This window comes from Propionimicrobium lymphophilum DSM 4903 (assembly GCF_000423485.1).
Lineage (GTDB): Bacteria > Actinomycetota > Actinomycetes > Propionibacteriales > Propionibacteriaceae > Propionimicrobium > Propionimicrobium lymphophilum.
This window is the reverse complement of sequence record NZ_AUIB01000010.1, coordinates 1-18,182: the sequence shown is the minus strand read 5'-3', so window position 1 is coordinate 18,182 and position 18,182 is coordinate 1. Positions and strand designations below refer to the sequence as shown.

The following is an 18,182-nucleotide window of genomic DNA, read 5'->3' as shown; positions in this document are numbered from 1 at the left end:
TTTCTTAATTATCGGGTAGACGAAACTGCTTGGAAAGCCAAGTTCAACCTTCGAGGCGACGATTTTGCCTTAGGTATCCTGAGATCCATGCGAATCGTCACCTTCAACGTAAACGGAATCAGGGCCGCAACCCGACGTGGCTTCGTCGAGTGGCTGTCAGACGTGGACGCCGACGTCATCGCCCTTCAAGAGGTGCGTTGCCGCGCCGAGCAGCTGCCGGATTCGTTTGGCGATTATCACGTCAGCTACTGCGAAGGCAATCTTGCGGGGCGTAACGGCGTCGCGATCATGACGCGCAACGCCCCGAAAGCCGTGCGCACCTGGAACGGCAAGTCGATGCAGCTCGTGGGCGTCGAGCAGACCGAGCTAGACACTCCCGACGAGCTTCCGCTGGAGCCGGAGCTCGAAGATTTCAGGCAGGCAGGCCGCTGGATAGAGGTGGACCTTGCCGATGCACCCGTCACTGTCGCATCGTTGTACCTACCCAAAGGCGATTCGCCGTACAACACTCGAAACAAGGATCTGGAAAACGCCAAAGCCAAGTACGACTCGAAAATGTCGTTCTTGTCCGGGTTCGCGAAGCAGCTTTCCAAAATGTTGAAGCGCTCTGCGCAGACCGGACGCGAACTGGTGATCGTCGGCGACTACAACATCGCCCACACCAACCTCGACCTGAAAAACTGGAAGGGCAACCAGAAGTCCTCCGGGTTCCTGCCGGAAGAACGGCAATGGCTCGACTCGATCATCTCACCCGATTCACTCGTCGACGTCAGCCGAGATCTACACCCTGGCGAGGAAGGCCCGTATACGTGGTGGAGCTGGCGCGGCAAAGCCTTTAACAACGACGCGGGCTGGCGCATCGACTACCAGCTGGCGACGCCGAAGCTGGCCGCGCGCGCCGAGACATCCAAGGTCTGGAGAGCCCCCGACTATGCGTCGAGGGTGAGCGATCACGCGGCGCTAGCCATCGACTACAAGATTTAGGCTTCGAACCTGGCCTGCACCTCAGCAGGATCGACTTCCTCGACACGCTGGTTTCGCCAACGCGGCTGACGATCCTTGTCCACCAGCTGGGCGCGCACACCCTCGACGAATTCTTCGGGTTGCTTGGCCCATGCGCGGCCGAGGGCCATGTCCTGATCGAGCACCTCGAAGACGTCCTTTGCCTTCGCAGCGCGACGAACGGCCTCGAGCGAAACGCAAACGGACATCGGGCAGCGACCCCGAATCAGCTCAGCAGTCTCGCGGGCTGCTGCTATCGGGTGCTCCTCCAGCCGACGCAGAATCTCGACCGGATCGTCGCCGCTGTAGCACTCGTCGATCCACGGCTGGTTCTTAGCCAGCGCAGAATTAGCCGGGGCCACGTCGCCTTCGACCTCGGTAATCACGCCCGCATACAGAGCAGAAGCGGCGTCGATGGGGGCTCCGGTTAGCGCCAGGTGGGTGCCTAGTTCACCGGGCATCCTGGCCAGCTCGTACGTCACTCCAACGTCTGGCCACAGCCCGATGCCGGTTTCCGGCATCGCCCACCTGAGGTCCGCCTTAGCGACGCGCTTGCCCGCGCCTCCGCGATGCATTGACAGCCCCAAGCCGCCACCCATAGAAACCCCGAACAGGTAAGAATCAAACTGCTTTGGGAACCTGACGATCTTGGCATCGACGTCGTACTCGAGCTCCAAAAATTCACGCAACGGGGAGCCGTCGCCCTTCTCGACGATCAACTCGCGCAACGCGCGAATGTCGGCGCCAGAGCAATATCCGCGTCCCTCGACGCCAGTGAGCTCGACGCGTTCGACGCGCTCGTCTTCGGCCCACTCGTCTAGCTTGGCATCTAGGCTCCTGAACATGTCGCTTGTCAGCGCGTTAATTGCCTTCGGACGATTGAGGGTGATCTTGCCCACCCCGCGGTTAATTTCAAACAGGACTTCGTCGCTCACTTGGATCCTTTCGTCGCCTACTCCACTAGCGATTTTAGTGGCCCGGCTTCTGGCCGCCCTACTGCCTATGCGTTTTTCACTAGGGCGGATACCTTTCGGGCCAACGCCGGTAATAATTTATCGGGGCGTAACAGTAAGGTATTACATCATGCCAGGAATCAAACTCCGAACGAGGGTGGCTGCGGACATCGCGGCCGCCTGGCGCGCGCGTTTCGTCAAGCGGGGTTTTCTAGGCACTGTGCTGATCGCGCTGGGCAGTATCTCCGCCGCCTACCTGCCCAGATCGACGCCCATTTGGCGCTGGCTAGACCGCCTATCGATGACGGGGATGCCGTTCAGGATTCTGGGTACCCTCGTCACTATGACGGGGCTTCTGCTTCTGGTGGATGCCTGGCTCAGGCTGCGCCCCGGGTCGAAGGCAAGCAAGGAACAGCCGTACAGAAACATTAAGCACTGGGCAGTTCTTTTGATCTGGTCAGCGCCGTTTCTGTTGGCTCCCCCGATATTCAGCCACGACGCGTATTCCTACGCGGCGCAGGGCTGGCAGCTGGTCAACGGCATCAGCCCTTACGACGCAGGCCCAGCAGTTTTGCCTGGCCCCTTTGCAGACCAGGTTGCGTGGGTGTGGCGAAACACTACTGCACCCTACGGTCCTCTGAGCCTGCGCATCCAACATCTTCTGGTGCTGCTTAGCGGTGGACAGCCTTACCTCGCCGCGGTTCTGCAGCGAATCCCTGCCCTAATTGGCGTCGCGATGATCAGCGCTTTCACCCCTAGAGTTAGTCGTCAGGTGGGCGCGAATCCCGCGTTCGCAGCCTGGTTCGCCGTGCTTAACCCGCTGCTGGTGATCGACTTCGTAGGCGGTGCGCACAACGACTCCCTGATGATGGGGCTGGTTGTGCTGGCTGTCTGGGTCGCGGGATTAAAATCCAGAACATTTGGCTTGTTAGCCAACAACATGTGGTTGCTCGGTGCCGCAGTGATCGGCGTGAGCGCCGCCATCAAACAACCGGCTTTTCTTGTGGCTTATGCCCTGCCACTGATCTCCAAACGCTGGACGAGTTGGCGGGCAAGACACGTCGCAGTGATCGCGACGCGGGCACTAATCAGCCTGGGCATCGCGATCGGAGTGTTCGCGCTAATCAGCCTCGCGACGAGGCTTGGATTCGGTTGGCTGGAGGCCGTCAATGTCCCGGGACGCGTCATAACGGTGGCGCCGTTCACGCTAGCCGGCCAGGTGGTTCAGATATTCGTCGACATGCTCGGTATCGACCCCACCGGGCGTGCAGCGGTTCACTATGCCAGGAGCCTGGGCATCGCCGTGGCTGCGGCGATAGTGGCGTGCCTAGCGCTGAGCGTGGCGAGAAAAAAGCCGCGCGCGTTTATCGCGTGGGGATACCTGGCCGCGGCAATTTGCGCTCCGGCGCTGCGCAGCTGGTACATCCTCTGGGGCTGGATCGCGCTGCCGTGGGCGAAACCTAGCCCGAAGGCAGTCAAGATCGCCTGCTGGTTCACTCTCGTTTTGCTGTGCTACGACGGCATCAACATGGCCTGGCGCAACGACTCCACCGCGCTGGGCATCGCCCTCATCGGCGTCATCTGGCTGATCGCCCGCCGGCATCTGCTGAAAAATCGGATCTCGACGGAGGACGGCGCCTAAAAGGCTATCTGGGCCGCTCCGCAGAGCCGCTCGGTTGCCCTCGTCCCCGTAGCCGGGCTACGAAGTTCGCAGATCGAGGCGGCAGCAGAGCCAATGGCGTATAGGCCTGGGACGGGTTCGCCACCGCGAAGGGCGCGGGCCTGCGAATCGACGATTATTCCGCCCTTGGTGCCTGCGTCGCACGGGCGAATCTCAACCGCATAGAAGGGCCCGTTAGTTAGCCCGTTGCCGCGTCTGGCTAACGAGCCGAGACTCTGCCTGGCTTGGGTCAGCCTGCCCCTAATTCCGGCATTTTCTTCGTTGCCAAGAATCTGCCAGTCTCGTCCGAAATCCAGGTCGTTACCGGCATCCGCCATCGCGTTGAACCGTTTTACGGATTCGGTAAGGCGGGGAGCCCTGATCACTCGCGCGAGCTCCTCGAGGCTCTTTGCCTTTCGCAGTCCCCCGTTCTCGGCCGCCTTCCGGGGCACGTGCCCGGGCTTCAGCGAGCCCAGCGGAACCGTCTTTCGGTGTGCCGAATCGAAAACTAACCAGGCCTTTTCAAATCGTTCGGCAAGCACCTCCGGCGGCTCGGACTCGTCACAGAACCTGAGGCCAGCGGAATCCACGAGCATCGAATGGCCAGCCCGGACGGCCTCGGTGGCGTCCACCCAGCCCTCGCCAAGCGGATCTTGCATCCCGATCGACGACCACGTGCGAGCCATCGCACCAAGGTCGAGGCCGTGGTTGACGGCAGCCTCGATGACGCACCCATCACCGTCGACCTCAAGCTGGCGATCCGCCCTAGTGCCTGGAAGGAAACGCCTGCGCAGCTTCACGTTCTGGCCGAAACCTCCGCTTGACAGCACGACCCCAAAATTGGCCTCGACTATTATCGGCGTCCCAGCACGTCGAACCCTGAGTCCGATAACTCGTCCGTCACGCCAAACCAGATCCTCCAGACCCTCAACGCTCCAAACGCTGACCTCCTCTTGAGCAGCGACGCTGAGGAACTGCATCTTCAGAACCGACGAATCGATGACTGCGTTCGCCAGGTTCCAAAATTTTTCCTTGTAGATGACTCGCCACACCCGGCCTTTCGAGGCTGATGAAAGCTGCGGATAGTTGTCCCGGATCTTCGTTTTAGCGAGCCCGACACCGAACTCGGCTAACAGCTGTGGCAGCGAGGTGGCCGCCTGCAAAAAATCGTGTCTGCGCTGAGACTGTTCGACGGTTGCGTCGCCCAACACCTGATCTAGGTAGTTCCTGGCCGAGTGATAACTTTCAGGGATCCACAGCAGGTTCTCATCGCGGCCATCGCCCACGTCTAGGACGGTCACCTCAAGGCCGGCCCTTCTGGCTCGAAGAGCGGCCAGCAGACCCGGGGCGCCGCAGCCTAAGACAACAACGTCCGTCAGATAGCGCCTGGCTGGCGGCGCTATCTGGTTATCCCTCACAGGTTGCTCAGAATCTGGTCTCGGGTCTGCTTGCGCAGTGCCTTGCCCAGCATCGACTTCGGGATTTCGTCGACGGGGAAGAATTTTCGGGGCACCTTGTATGCGGCAAGCTGCTTCTTCAGCCAATTGCGCGTCTCCTCGGTGTCCAGCTTGACGTCTCGTTTCAGCACAACGGCGGCAACGACTTCCTCGTCGCCGCGCTCGGTGGGCAGCCCGACCACGCAAGATTCGACTATTCCCTCGTGGCTATTCAACACTTCCTCGACCTCTGCTGGGCTGACGTTGAAGCCACCGGTGACGATGATTTCCTTCTTGCGGGCGACGATTGTCACGAAGCCGTCCTCATCAGCGGTGACGACGTCGCCGGTATGTAGCCAACCATCCTTGAGCACCTGTTCGGTGGCCTCACGATCGTGCCAGTACCCCTGGGTGATCTGCGGCCCCTGCAGCAGCAGCTCACCGGGAGTGTTCGGCGACACCTGGTTGCCTTCGTCGTCGACGACCTTCATCAAAGTGGACGGGAAAGGAATGCCGATGGTGCCCGGACGCCTGGACTTCCAAAACGGGTTGCCGAGGGCCACCGGGGACGCCTCCGTCAAACCATAGCCCTCAACGAGCAGCCCGCCCGAAACCTTCTCCCAAAGGGTGCGCGTCGAATCGGGCAGCGCAGCGGCGCCAGAAATGCAGTATTTGCAGCTCTTCAGCGAGACGCCACGCTTGCGGGCGGTTTCCGCCGTGCGCTGGTAGAGGATCGGCACCACACAGTAGACGGTTGCCGGGTATTTCTTCATCGCCGAGACGATCATGTCGGTGTCCGGCTTGGGGAACAGCACCTGACGCATCTGCTTGAGCACGCCGAAGGTGGCGTGCATGGTGATGCCGAAGCTGTGGAACATGGGAAGCGCCGCATAGCTGGTTTCCTTGCCTGTTTCGGCCCCGCGCATCCAGGCGGCACCCTGCAGCGCGTTCGAGTAGAGGTTGAAGTGGGTCAGCATGGCGCCCTTGGGCTTGCCAGTGGTGCCGGACGTGTATTGGATTGCCGCCAGAGAATTTACTTGCGGATACGGCACCCGATTGCTGATCGGCTTGGCCGAGAGCATCTCCTCCCAGGTCATCGAGCCCCTATCGCCACTGCTTAGCTGGGCGCGCATCTTACGCAGTTTGGGTAACGGCAGCGAAAGGGCCATCCGCTTCAGCTTCGGAAGCGCGTGCAGCAGATTCACCGAAACGATCGTACGGGGACGCACGTTTAGAGGCATCTTCTTCAGCTTGGGCACCACGGAGTCCATGACGATAGCGACGCGGGCGTCGTGGTCGGCGAACATCGTCTCGAGCTCGGGCTGGGTGTAGAGCGGGTTGTGTTCGACGAGCACCGCCCCGATGCGCCAGATCGCGTACATGGCCACCAGATGCTGCGGGCAGTTTGGCAGCAATACGGCCACCCTGTCGCCGGGGCGAACCCCCATACGGCGCAGCGAATTGGCGGCCCTAGAGACTTGGTCGCCTAGCGCTTTGTAGCTTGTTTTTGCGTCGAAGAAAACAGTTGCCGTCTTCTTGCCAGCCTGCTGGACGGAACGAGCGAACATTTCGGCCAACGACTCCGTCGGCGGAACAATTCTTGGCTTAACGCCATGCTGATAATGCTTCGTCCATGCTGGGTCTGGCTTGAGGTTACGACGCTGTCTCATGATCCAATTCTTTCACAAAGGCCCAACAGCTTGGTGAGATGAAAAATTTGACGGAAGAATGGTGTTCGACTTCGACATGAAAGACCCGCCTATAAGCGTTAGTCTTCTTCTATAAATAGTCTTCTCGCCGCAAGGGGTTTTCAACGTGAAAGACATCGTGGTTTTCTCGGGTTCAGCGCACAAGGAGTTGGCCGAGGAAATTTGTGATCATCTGGATATAAATCTTTCTGACGTGAAAATCAGCAGGTTCAGCAACGACTGCCTGCAGGCGCAACTGATGGTTAACGTTCGGCAGCGCGACGTCTACCTAGTCCAGCCGTTGACTCCCCCAACTCAGGAGCACCTGATGGAGCTTCTGCTGATGATCGACGCGGCGAGGCGCGCATCGGCCTCCCAGATCACCGCGGTCATCCCGCACTATTCTTATGCCCGTTCGGACAAGAAGGACGCTTCCAGGATTTCCGTTGGCGGCAAGCTCGTGGCGGACCTGCTGGTCACCGCCGGCGTCTCCCGGGTGCTCACGATGCAGCTGCACGCACCTCAGGTGCAGGCTTTCTTCGACGTCCCCGTAGACCAATTGACGGCGCTCGGGGTCCTCGCCGATTATTTCCTCCAAAGCGACTTAGAAAATTCGGTCGTGGTTTCGCCCGATTTGGGCAACGCAAAGAACGCGACCCAGTTCTCCCGCCTTCTCGGCCTGCAGGTTGCGGCCGGCTCCAAGCGTCGTCTCGGTGACGACAAGGTGGTCATCGACAACATCGTTGGAGACGTCGAGGGCAAGCACGCCATCGTTCTGGACGACGAAATCGCAACTGGCGGTTCGATCATCGCGCTATGTCGCAGGTTGAAAGATTTCGGTGCGCTGGATGCCCGCGTCGCATGCACGCACGGATTGTTTAGCGGGAAAGCCGTGGCGAAAATGCGCGCGGAGAGCTTCATTAAAGAGGTCATCACCACCGACACCTTGCCCGCTCCCCTGCACTGGCCAGAGCTTCAGGTACAGACGGTCGCCCCGCTGTTCGCCGAGGCCATCGAACGCATCCACAAGGGCCGCTCGGTTAGCAAAATGTTCACGGACGTCGATCCGACGTTTGCCCCGCCGGAAGATCTTGAGGGTCTGTTCTAAAAACTCTCAGTACCTAAGAATAAGGAGAGGAAACCCAAAACGGGGTTTCCTCTCCTTAAATATTTAGACCGGCAGAGCTTAAATCTCTCTGACCGTGATTACTTGGCTCATGACGTGACGCTCCCCCGGCGCAAGCACCAGTGAGCCGCTCCTGGCGTTCGCCACTTCGACGCAAACCATTCCCGGCCACTCGTCGTCACCGAAGTCCGGCATCGCCTTCGACTTGTCGACCCACGGGTTCCAAACCACGACGTTGCTAGCGCCCACGCTCTCGATGCTGATCACGCGAGCCAACTCTTCGTCGACGATCCTGGGGTTCTTCACCGTGTCGAAACGAATATCCGTTTCGGCGTCGAAAGTTAAATCGCCCTCTAGCCTGTGAAACTTGCCGGTCAGGTTATCCGTGTAGGGCTCGCCGTCAAGGCCGTTGATCTTGATCTTTCTGACGTCGCCAACAGTGAAGTAGGTGTGCAGCCCCTCCTCGAAGTCGATCTTGTGCTCGCGGGCCGTCACAACCAACGACATCTGCAGCACAGAACCCATCGAAAGATGCAGCTCGACGGTTGCCTCTGGGTAGCGATTAACCCCCAACAGGGAATCGTCCTTGGCGTTCATCTGGAATACCAGGTGCGCCGCCCCACGATCGGTGACCTTCGCAGACATCAGACGCCACGGCGCTAGACGCCCAAACCCATGCCCAGGCTGCTCGGTACCTTTTCGGCCGGGACCAAACCAAGGGTAGACGATCGGCGCGCCTCCGCGGATCGGTTTGTCGTCGGCAAAATCCGACTTCTCACTCATCCACAGCACAGGATCAGATGCGGACTTCGGCGTCCACTCAACCACGTGTGCGCCATGTTCAAGCACTAGCCCGGTGCACAATTGCGTATCAACTTTGATACCGCGCATAGGCTCTTCGACCAGGCTCAACCCGGCCGGCAAATCAACAAAATCCATAACCAGACGATAAACGCAATTGTGTTTACACGGAAGACCTTGGGCCAATTTTTACCTATTTGTTCTCAACGCCCGAATATCCTTCATTCTTTTTAGAAAATGTCACTGGCGTGTGGTTTGCTATTTTGAGTGAACACTAATGAGCGACGCATAACTTTTGTGTCGATGCACACGTCTCCGGTCGCCGAACCGGGCACCCCCGACGCTGGCGGAATGAACGTAGTCGAACTTAACTGGGCTCTTTCTTTAGCACAGCTGGGTTATGGCGTCGACCTGGTGACCAGACGCGACGGCCCCTCGGCAGACTGCGTAGAGATCGCGAACGACGTGCGGCTTTTCAATCTTCCCGTCGGGCCTAAGCACCCGGTGGCGAAATCCGATCAGGAACAATTCATCGGTGAATTTTCCTCGGCACTGAAAGATTGGCTAGCGGGCCCCGGCTCAAATACCGGGCTGATCCATTCTCAGCACTGGTTCTCCGGCGTGGCGGCCCTGCCTGTCGCAAAAGAGGCCGGAATCGCGCACGTCCAGTCCTTCCACTCGGTCGCGGCCCCAGCAGACACGACGGATCCCGCCGCAGGCGAGAAGGCTGAATCGCCGGGCAGGATCGAAGGCGAACGAATGACAGCGAACGAGTCGGACCTGATCGTCACCGTCAGCGAAGCGGAGAAGCGGACTATCATCGAGCGCTACGGCGTTTCGCCCGATTCAATCGCGGTTGTCCACCCCGGCGTCGACCTCGAGTTGTTCAGGCCGCTGAGCTGCCGGGAACGGCACTGGAACTGGTCGGGCTGCTACGCGCTATTCGCCGCCCGACTGGAACCCCTTAAAGGCGCGGACCTTGCCATCAAAGCCCTTGCCGAGATGACAGATAAGCCTCGGCTGGTAATTGCGGGTCAGGCGGCGAGCGAATTCGCAGACTACGAAGATCTACTGCAGGATCTAGCCATCGAAAAGGGCGTTGCGGACGAGGTAATTTTCCTCGGCACCCAGAAGCGCGAAGAGCTTGCCCGCATGATTCGCGGCGCGTGCGTGCTGCTAAACCCGAGCTATTCGGAAACGTTCGGGCTGATCAACCTCGAGGCTGCTGCGAGCGGGGTGCCAGTTATCGCGTCTCGCGCAGGCGGTCTGGAGGAATCCGTCGCGGACGGGCTCAGCGGAATCCTGCTAGACAATCGCAACCCGAAAAATTGGGCGCAGGCGATAAAGAAATTCACCGGCTCCGCGCGCACTAGAGCTCAATACGCCAAATCCGCTCGCGAGTTCGCCGAAAGACACAGTTGGGCGGACTCGGCGGAAAGACTCGCGGCGACCTACAACCAGATCAAGGCAAGGCGAAATAATGACTGACCTAATCGAGATCTTGAGCGAAGACCGTGGAAGGCTAAGCGGCAAACGACTTCTTTTCGTCCATGCCCATCCAGACGACGAAACTCTGCAGACCGGCACGCTCATCGCGACTTTGACCGAGAACAATGCGGTTGTCGATCTGATCACTTGCACACGCGGCGAGCAGGGCGAGGTCGTCTCCGGCGTGCTGCCCGACAACATCACCGAAGAAGATCTCGTGCTGGCGAGAAAAACCGAATTGTCCGACGCCTGCGCCAAGCTAGGCATCCATCGCAGGTTTTTCCTCGGCGAGTACCCTGCCAGAACGCGCGGTAAGCAGCCCCGCGAATACAAGGACTCCGGAATGCGCTGGATCCGAGAGGGCATGGCAGGCCCCGAGGAGAACGCCGGCGCCGATTCCCTAACCAAATCCGACTTCGACGAGGCCGTCGCCGATCTCATGGCTGCGATCGAAGAGCTATCGCCCTGCGCGGTGATCAGCTACGACGCGGGAGGCAGCTACAACCACCCCGACCACGTCCGGACCCACGAGATCGCTAATAAGGCATGCGCCGACCTTGACGTCACTTTCTACGAGATCGCGTCTGAGCCCGGGCAAGAGGGGTTCACCTACTTCGATTTTTCAGACAAGCTGCCGAAGCTGCGCGAAGCGCTCGGTTTCTACCGAACCCAGTTGACGGTCTGCGAAGATCACGTGCGTCACGTCGGCGGAAACACTGAGGAGTTCCACACCGAGATCGGCATCCGCTAGTCGAGGTTCTCCAGAAATACTTCCGCGTTCGCATCGCTCGGGGCAACCCAACCGTCCCTTGGCGAGAGGGATCCGCCGCCTAACAGCGCGGGACCGGAGGGGCTTGCTGTGCGCTTGAACTGCTGTGTGGTGAACCTGCGCAGGAATACCTTCAACCAGCGGTTGATTTCATCAGCCGAATATTCCACCTTCGAGCTTTCTGGGAAGCCGTCGGGCCACTGCCCCTTGCTAGCATCCGCCCAGGCGTGTTGCGCCAAGAACTGGATCTTGGTGGGTTCGTAGCCCAAGAGCATCCAATACAGGAAAAAGTCGTGCAGGTTGTATGGGCCGATGCTGCCTTCGGTCGACTGCGGCTTGGCGTCGCCAGCGGTCGGGATCAGTTCGGGCGTGATTTCGGTGTCTAGAATCGACTGGAGCACCCGGCTGACCTTAGCCCCGAACCTGTCGGTCTTTATCACCCAGCGCACTAACTGCTGCATAAGAGTTTTCGGAAGCCCTGCGTTGATGTCGTAGTGGCTCATCTGGTCGCCGACCCCATAGGTGCACCAACCGAGCGCGAGCTCCGACAGATCGCCGGTGCCGAGCACGATTCCGCCCCGCTGATTGGCAATCCTGAACAGGTAATCCGTGCGCACGCCCGCCTGGACGTTCTCGAATGTGACGTCGTATTCGTCGAGCGGGTGACCGATGTTCTTGAGGATTAGTTCCGCTGTTGGGCGAATGTCGATCGTCTCGAAGGAGGCGCTGAGCGCCTCCGCGAGCCGCTGAGCGTTGGACTTGGTGTGTGACGTCGTCGCAAAACCGGGCAGCGTAAAAGTCAGGATTTCATCGCGGCCACGCTTGGCACGGTCCATCGTTTCGGCTGCGACGAGCAACGCGTGAGTGGAGTCCAGGCCACCGGAAACCCCCAAGACTACTTTCGACCCGCCGATTGCCAAAAGCCTGGTCTCCAATGCGGACGCCTGAAGCTCGAAAATTTCCGCGTAGCTTTCGTCACCGACGGGGAAGAATGGCTGCCTGGGCACGCTGCGCTGCAGGCCAAGATCTCCGCTGGGCGCGCCGAGCTCTATCTGTCTGCTGGCCATTTCTGCGCGTTCCCGGCATGCAAAATCGTTGGCCCTGCGGGTAGCAACCAGCAAGTCCAGATCGACGTCTGCTGTTACGGCGTTTTTCTCTGCCCCAGATTTGGCGGCCAGAACCTCGCCGTTCTCCGCGATCAGGCAGCCGCCCGACCAGGCGGATTCGCTGGTGGACTCGCCCAGCCCGGGAGCCGCGGAGACGATCGCGGAGCTTAGCCTGGCCGATTCCGCAGCGATCGCTGTGCGCCTGCGCGAAAAACTATCTGCCACGGCGGGCGCACCGCTTGGCCAAACCAGCACCGTAGCGCCGGAGAGCACTGCGCTAGCTGCGTCCGCGCCGACTCCGGGGGCGTCTAGACTGAAGCTGATCGTGAAGTCTGGCAGGTCTACTGCCTGAACGTTGAAGTTTGAGCCGACCGCGACTGCCTCGTCGAAAATTTCGGTGAACAGTTCCAGGCCCTCGCCGACGGAGAACCAGCGCTTTTCCTCCGCATTCAAAAATCTCTTGGGCACTACGCCAATCAAAGAGCCACGGTGAACGACAAATGAGCAATTGTAGGTTTTAGCCCCGATCGCCATCGGCCCGCCAACCACTATGACGGGCAGCAGCTCGCGAGAGGCCTCGATGACATGTTCTAAGGCATCGAGCACAGCCGAGAGCATAGCGTTCGAAGTAAAAAGATCCCCTAGCGACGTGCCGGTCAGGCATAGCTGCGGGAATACCGCCAGCCCGACGCCCTCGTCGCTGGCTTTCTTGGAGACGGAAATTACTTGTTCAGCGTTCTTTTTAGGCTGCCCAAGATAGATGCGTGGGCTGTATGCGCCCACCCGGACAAAGCCTTGGCTATACAGATTGCGGTTCACACGTCTAACTCTAAAACCTTGTGCAATTCAGATTCCGTCTATCCCGTCAAAGCCTTATCGACGGGCTGACTTACTCCGTAATTTGTCGCTGCGCAGATTCGGCTATGTCTGTAAAGTTGGGAGTTAAGTAGCAAGCTTGGAGGAAAAAGTGTCGCAAGATCAAAACAGCAACCAAGATTTCAACCCTGCGGAAAATCAGGAAGCCCAACCAGAACAACTCGGCGTTGCTCGATCCGAAGCGCCCGAAAAGGCTGCTAATCCAGTCCCGACGGAGGGCCCTTTCGGCGGCCAGGAGGCTGACGCCAGCTGCAGCGCCTCCAATCAAGCACCTATGCAGGAGGGGCCTCAAGGTTTTCCGAACTACGGTCAGTTCCAGAGGCCCGGGCAACCCGTCCCTCCTCAGGGCCAGTTCCAGGGCCAGCCTCCCCGTCCTTTCCCCGGCCAGCAGTTCCCACCCCAGCAGTTCCCTGGCCAGCCCCACCCGCAGCAGTTCCAGGGACGTCCATTCCCCGGCCAGCCTCCTTTCCAGGGCCAGCCTCCCCGACCGTTCCCCGGTCAGCCGCAGGGCAACCAGTTCCCGCCCCAGCCAGGCCAGCCTTTCCCACCCCAGCAAGCTTTCCAAGGCCAGCAACAGGGCCAGCAATTCAACCAACAGCCCGTCCAGCAGCGCGCAGATCGCCCGCAGGGCATTCAGCCCCAGGCACAGCCTCAGGCGTTCCAGCCTCAACAGGGACGTCCCCAGCAGTTCGTCCCGAATAATCAGCAATTCGCTCAGCAGCCTCCGCAGAACTTCGGGCAGCCCCAGAGCAACCAGCAAAACCAGAGCAGCGCGTTCGACGATCTGAGCCGAACCGCATCCCAGGCCGGCCAAGAGATCAGCAAACTGATGGCCAAGGAAAGTCGTCGCTGGCCGATCCTCGGCGGCATCTCGGGCATTGTGCTGCTTTTAAGCACACTTTTCCCCTGGTCTAGCGCGAGCATTTTCGACTCCAGCATCGGTTTCAACGCTTTCAACCACGGTTTCGCCGGCATCGGCGCGTTCTTAGTGAGCCTGATAGCAATCGCTGCTTTCGTCGTTAAGCTGGTCGTTCCGGAGTTCAAATACCGCAAGCAGCTGGCCTGGGTCGCTTTGAGCTCCGGCGTGCTCGCCGTCGTGTTCACGATCATCGTTATGGTCAGTGTGTTCACCAATGATTACATAGGCCTATCCTTGAGCTTCGGCATTTTCTTGGCGCTGGTGGCATCTTTGGCCATCATCGCGTTCTCGATTCTCGACCAGTTTGGCTCTAAGGGAGTCGCGAACATCGTCGACAACATTCAAGAGACCGCCCACAACCTCACCAACAACAACCAGCAGATTGGTTCCCAGCAGTTCCAGCCGAACTACCAGAACCAGCCCGCCCAGCAATTCTTCGTTCCCCCGGCTCAGCAAAATGCAGCTCCCGAGCAGGATGCAAAACAGCAGACCGAGGCCCCGGCTCAAACCGACGATGAAAACGAAAACAAGGAGTAATTAGCGAATGGCATTCCCGATTGCAGAAGGTGCCGGGTTCTCCAGCCCGAAGGAAATCTCCGAAGCGCTGGCGAAGCCGAGCTTCGGAAAATATTTCAGCGACCACAGCGCCCTCGCCCGCTGGAGCCCCGAGAAGGGCTGGCACGATCGCGCACTGATCGGACGGGAGTCGCTGCAGCTGCATCCGGGAACTGCCGCCCTGCACTACGGGCAAGAGATTTTCGAGGGGCTAAAGGCCTTCCGGCACGCCGACGACAGCGTCTGGATTTTCCGTCCGGAAATGAACGCGGCACGGTTCGCCGCCTCGGCCCGTCGAATGGCCATGACTCCCCTGCCCGAGCAGGACTTCCTGGATTCGGTTCTCGAGCTCGTCTCCGCGGACAAGGCTTGGGTGCCGAACGGGGATGGCGAACGCAGCCTGTATCTGCGTCCGTTCATGTTCGCTTCCGAAACACTCATCGGCGTTCGCGCGGCGGCGGAATACACCTACATGGTCATCGCCACTCCGGCATCACCCTTCTACCCGGAACCGCTGAAGCTCTGGGTCACCCCCGATTATTCCCGCACGGCCTCCGGAGGCACCGGAATGGCCAAGTGCGGCGGAAACTACGCGGCCTCCATGTCCGCGGAGGCGCAGGCGCACGAGAACGGCTGCGGACAGGTGCTGTGGCTCGATTCGGCCACCCGCACCAACATCGAGGAAGGTGGCACGATGAACTTCTTCGTCGTCACCAAGGACGACGAACTGGTTACCCCCGCCCTGGACGGCAATATCCTCGCTGGCGTAACCAGGGATTCCCTGCTGAAACTCGCCGAATTCCACGATCTCAAGCCCGTGGAGAGGGAGCTGGCGCTGGCGGAGGTCCGCGAGCAGATCTCGTCGGGCCAGATCACCGAGGCATTCGCCTGCGGAACAGCCGCTGTGGTCAGCCCGGTCATCGGTCTGAAGGCGTCCGACTTCGAGGTGAGCGTCGGGGACGGCAAGCCAGGCGAAAAGACAATGGCGCTTCGCGAACACCTCACCGGCATACAGCTGGGCAAACGCGAAGACACCTTCGGCTGGCTCACCCCAGTCGCCTAACTAAAGGGTCAGTTCAGAGGCGGGTTTGCGCTCGCGTCCGAACGAGCTGGCCATCTCACCTGGCGTCCCAACCGCGCAGATGGTGACTGGGATCCACTCGTCGCCCAGCCCAAATTCGTTAGCCAGACCATCGCGGTCGAAAGTGGCGAATTGACGCAGCTTCGCGCCGATATCTTCAGCCTCTACACTCATGTGCGCCACGGCCCCGCCCAGATCGTAAAGGGCGAAGTCGAGCGCCGAATCCGGGGTTTTCTGGTAGCAATTGACGATCAACGCGCTGGCATCCAACGCCCAATCCGAGTAGCCGCGCACGTGTTTATCAATGCGTTCACGGGTTTCGTCGCGCAAGCCGACGATAAATTTCCACGGCTGCCGGTTCATCGCCGAGGGCGCCCACCTGGCGGCTTCGAGCATCAGGTCGATGTCTTCGCGGGCTATATCGTGGGTGGCGTCAAAATTGCGTGGGCTCCAACGACCGCGCAACAAATCATTGATTTCGTGTATTGGTGTAGCCATTGACCAATTCTAAAAGCAGTAAGGCCCAAAAAACTGTAATTAGCGGGTTGGCATTTTTTTCCGAGACACTTTTCGTCGTTGATTTGGAGGTTCACTTAGCCTTTCTTGGTGACGAATTCGACTACGCAGCCGACTCAGCATTGGAAGCGCGGCGCACAGCTTGGCCGAGTCACGTCCGCGTTCAGCATGGTCTCTGGTGTTGCCGTCGCGTTAGCAACGATGCTCTTCGGCATCGCACCAGGCATCTTCCCTTCCTGGATGACGCTCGTGTTCTGCGGTATCTTCACGCTGGCCGCAGCCTTCTTCATGCGCATAGATCCTGTGTTGCGAAAGTACTCGCCGAAGGCCGCGGGCAAGCATTTTCCTGGCAAGCGTTATAGCCTAGAGCGCGTGATTGAAATTTTGGCGCAAGCCCCACTATTAACGCTTTTTCTGGTTATAGCGTTGGGCACCCTGGTCGGAGCGATCCCATTCGGCCCGATCAAGTTCGGCCCAGCAGGTGCATTATTCGTAGGCCTGGCAATCGGCGCCCTTGATCCCTCTCTGGGCGAGGGGTTCGGCATCGTGCAATCCATCGGCCTGGCGCTCTTCGTCTACACCATCGGCCTGGCGGCGGGAGCATCATTCTTCCGCGACCTGCGCAAGCAGACCCCGCTGCTCATCGGCACGGTGGTTCTCCTTGCCATCTACGCCCTGCTGATCGCGTTCTCAGGCAAACCGCTGGACATTTCGTCCAACCTGCTCGGCGGCATGTTCGCCGGTTCTTTGACGACGACGCCTGCCCTAGCAGCAGCAACTTCTGCGGCTGGCGGCTCCACCGAGCCTGCCGTCGGCTACGCTATCGCCTATCCTGTGGGCGTAATCGTAACCATGGTGATCATCACTTTCGTCACCAGCAAGCGCCTGCCTGGCGGCAAGGACCCCGACCCGGTTTCCGCGGCCGGCCTGCACTCGGAGACGGTTCATGTAGACCGCCCCATGCGCATCCTCGACGTGCCGGGCATCGCAGAGATCGTCGGCAGCGAAGAGGGTCAGGTGAGAATTAGCTACCTGAACCGCAGCGGACGAGTTCGCGTCGCAGATCCTGAAGAGAATCTTTTCCCGGGCGACGAAGTCCTTGTCGTCGGAACCCCGGAGTCCGTAGCGATCGCCGCGGACGCGCTCGGGCATGTTCTCGACCGAAACATCACTCACGACCGCTCCTCGGTGGATTTCCGCAGGTTCGTCGTATCCAACCCCAAGATTGCTGGCAGAACCGTCGCCGAGCTGCACATTCCTTCGCGCTTCAACGGCTTAATCACCAGGATCCAACGCGGCGACACCGACATGCTCGCCACCGCCGAATCCAGGCTCCAGACCGGCGACCGCGTGATGGTTGTAGTGCCCGGCGAAAACATGGAAGATATCGAGCACTTGTTCGGCAACTCCGAGCGCAAGATCACCGAGGTGGACTTCTGGTCTGTTGGCATCGGCATCGCCATCGGCGTGGCGATCGGCCTGGTCGCTATCCCGCTTGGCGGCGGAGCCGTACTCTCACTTGGCAGCGCCGCAGGCCCGCTGGTTGTTGGCCTGATCCTCGGCAAACTGGACCGCACCGGCCCTATCATCTGGGCCATGCCAAACGCGGCCAACCTGACGATTCGCCAACTCGGTCTCGTCTTGTTCCTGGCAGCTGTCGGCCTATCCAGTGGTCAGGCATTCGCCTCCACCGCATTCAGCCCCACCGGCATCAAGATCGGTGTCCTTTCGGCCGTACTGCTGACCCCGATTCTTCTCATCTTCTGGTTCTTGGGCAACAAACTCGGCCTGTCGATGCCACGCGTCGCCGGCGCCATGGCAGGGTTCATCGGTCAGCCCGCGATCCTCAGCCACGTGCAGTCCGTTGTCGTTGACGAGCGCACCGAGTCCGGATACTCCGCGACGTTCGCCCTCGGAATCATCGTGAAGATCCTGCTTGTCCAAGTCGTGATGATGATTTAAACCATTCACTAACCAAAACGGCCACTCGGGTTCTTTCCCAGTGGCCGTTTTATATTGTTTTTTCTAAGGTGACGCTGCGGTTTGCCTAGACGATCTTGGGTGGTGGCTGACTTGGCTGTTTTTGGTCGGCTGCTGGGCTTGCTGCTTATGGTCGGCTGCTGGCCTGGGTTGGGTTGTCGAGCGAGTCGCCGTGTCTTCGTTTATCTCTCATCGCTTTCGCGATTAACGAGCTATCACTCCCGAC

14 protein-coding genes are annotated in these 18,182 nt (G+C 59.7%); 8 read left to right on the top strand and 6 right to left on the bottom strand.

The annotated features are described in order from the left end of the window. Positions 1-87 precede the first annotated feature (87 nt). A complete protein-coding gene (locus G556_RS0106335) occupies positions 88-984 on the top strand; it encodes an exodeoxyribonuclease III (RefSeq protein ID WP_024111276.1) in 897 nt (298 codons plus the stop codon). Here the strand turns inward: G556_RS0106335 and G556_RS0106330 are convergent. Continuing rightward, entirely contained in the window at positions 981-1,937 is a 957-nt protein-coding gene (locus tag G556_RS0106330) for an enoyl-CoA hydratase/isomerase family protein (protein WP_024111252.1), read from the bottom strand. The genes G556_RS0106335 and G556_RS0106330 overlap by 4 nt on opposite strands. Positions 1,938-2,085: 148 nt before the next feature. Between G556_RS0106330 and mptB the strand changes: the two genes are divergently transcribed. Beyond that, on the top strand, positions 2,086-3,597 hold the full coding sequence (gene mptB, locus G556_RS10465; protein ID WP_016455325.1) for a polyprenol phosphomannose-dependent alpha 1,6 mannosyltransferase MptB: 1,512 nt from the start codon (positions 2,086-2,088) through the stop codon (positions 3,595-3,597). Here the strand turns inward: mptB and G556_RS0106320 are convergent. Together G556_RS0106320 and G556_RS0106315 are read right to left on the bottom strand one after the other, a co-directional pair. After that, positions 3,594-5,033, bottom strand: a complete 1,440-nt coding sequence (locus tag G556_RS0106320) for an FAD-binding protein (protein WP_016455324.1) — start codon at positions 5,031-5,033, stop codon at positions 3,594-3,596. The genes mptB and G556_RS0106320 overlap by 4 nt on opposite strands. Beyond that, positions 5,030-6,721, bottom strand: a complete 1,692-nt coding sequence (locus G556_RS0106315; RefSeq protein ID WP_028822172.1) for an AMP-binding protein — start codon at positions 6,719-6,721, stop codon at positions 5,030-5,032. Before G556_RS0106315 ends, G556_RS0106320 begins: the two co-directional genes overlap by 4 nt. Positions 6,722-6,866: 145 nt before the next feature. Here G556_RS0106315 and G556_RS0106310 point away from each other — a divergent pair, with 145 nt between their 5' ends. Further along, on the top strand, positions 6,867-7,847 hold the full coding sequence (locus G556_RS0106310; protein WP_028822171.1) for a ribose-phosphate diphosphokinase: 981 nt from the start codon (positions 6,867-6,869) through the stop codon (positions 7,845-7,847). A gap of 78 nt (positions 7,848-7,925) precedes the next feature. Here the strand turns inward: G556_RS0106310 and G556_RS10460 are convergent, their stop codons facing one another. Next, complete coding sequence (locus G556_RS10460) at positions 7,926-8,804, bottom strand: D-hexose-6-phosphate mutarotase (RefSeq protein ID WP_051176744.1); 879 nt, start codon at positions 8,802-8,804, stop codon at positions 7,926-7,928. A gap of 129 nt (positions 8,805-8,933) precedes the next feature. Here G556_RS10460 and G556_RS0106300 point away from each other — a divergent pair, with 129 nt between their 5' ends. Next, positions 8,934-10,154, top strand: coding sequence for a glycosyltransferase (locus tag G556_RS0106300; RefSeq protein ID WP_028822170.1), 1,221 nt, complete (start codon positions 8,934-8,936; stop codon positions 10,152-10,154). Next, on the top strand, positions 10,147-10,905 hold the full coding sequence (locus G556_RS10455) for a PIG-L family deacetylase (protein WP_051176742.1): 759 nt from the start codon (positions 10,147-10,149) through the stop codon (positions 10,903-10,905). Before G556_RS0106300 ends, G556_RS10455 begins: the two co-directional genes overlap by 8 nt. Here the strand turns inward: G556_RS10455 and G556_RS0106290 are convergent. Further along, positions 10,902-12,848: an NAD(+) synthase gene (locus G556_RS0106290; RefSeq protein WP_028822169.1), complete on the bottom strand. Its 1,947-nt coding sequence runs from the start codon at positions 12,846-12,848 to the stop codon at positions 10,902-10,904. The genes G556_RS10455 and G556_RS0106290 overlap by 4 nt on opposite strands. 148 nt (positions 12,849-12,996) lie before the next feature. Between G556_RS0106290 and G556_RS11450 the strand changes: the two genes are divergently transcribed. Together G556_RS11450 and G556_RS0106275 are read left to right on the top strand one after the other, a co-directional pair. Next, the gene (locus G556_RS11450; RefSeq protein ID WP_155941767.1) at positions 12,997-14,361 is read left to right on the top strand and encodes a DUF998 domain-containing protein; all 1,365 of its coding nucleotides are present in this window, start codon (positions 12,997-12,999) and stop codon (positions 14,359-14,361) included. A gap of 7 nt (positions 14,362-14,368) precedes the next feature. Beyond that, positions 14,369-15,442, top strand: coding sequence for a branched-chain amino acid aminotransferase (locus tag G556_RS0106275; RefSeq protein WP_028822166.1), 1,074 nt, complete (start codon positions 14,369-14,371; stop codon positions 15,440-15,442). Here G556_RS0106275 and G556_RS0106270 read toward each other — a convergent pair whose 3' ends face one another. Further along, positions 15,443-15,958: a nitroreductase family protein gene (locus G556_RS0106270; RefSeq protein ID WP_028822165.1), complete on the bottom strand. Its 516-nt coding sequence runs from the start codon at positions 15,956-15,958 to the stop codon at positions 15,443-15,445. It lies immediately after the preceding gene. A gap of 108 nt (positions 15,959-16,066) precedes the next feature. On the opposite strand from G556_RS0106270, the gene G556_RS0106265 reads away from it, so the two are divergent. Beyond that, positions 16,067-17,938 (top strand): aspartate:alanine exchanger family transporter, encoded by a 1,872-nt coding sequence (locus tag G556_RS0106265; protein ID WP_211219446.1) that lies wholly within the window; start codon positions 16,067-16,069, stop codon positions 17,936-17,938. The last annotated feature ends 244 nt before the right edge of the window (positions 17,939-18,182 follow it).

Bases quoted from the DNA above. Each gene is read 5' to 3' on its own strand.
- G556_RS0106335 (WP_024111276.1), top strand. From the start codon at position 88: ATGCGAATCGTCACCTTCAACGTAAACGGAATCAGGGCCGCAACCCGA.
- mptB (WP_016455325.1), top strand. From the start codon at position 2,086: ATGCCAGGAATCAAACTCCGAACGAGGGTGGCTGCGGACATCGCGGCC.
- G556_RS0106315 (WP_028822172.1), bottom strand. From the start codon at position 6,721: ATGAGACAGCGTCGTAACCTCAAGCCAGACCCAGCATGGACGAAGCAT.
- G556_RS10460 (WP_051176744.1), bottom strand. From the start codon at position 8,804: ATGGATTTTGTTGATTTGCCGGCCGGGTTGAGCCTGGTCGAAGAGCCT.
- G556_RS10455 (WP_051176742.1), top strand. From the start codon at position 10,147: ATGACTGACCTAATCGAGATCTTGAGCGAAGACCGTGGAAGGCTAAGC.
- G556_RS0106275 (WP_028822166.1), top strand. From the start codon at position 14,369: ATGGCATTCCCGATTGCAGAAGGTGCCGGGTTCTCCAGCCCGAAGGAA.
- G556_RS0106270 (WP_028822165.1), bottom strand. From the start codon at position 15,958: ATGGCTACACCAATACACGAAATCAATGATTTGTTGCGCGGTCGTTGG.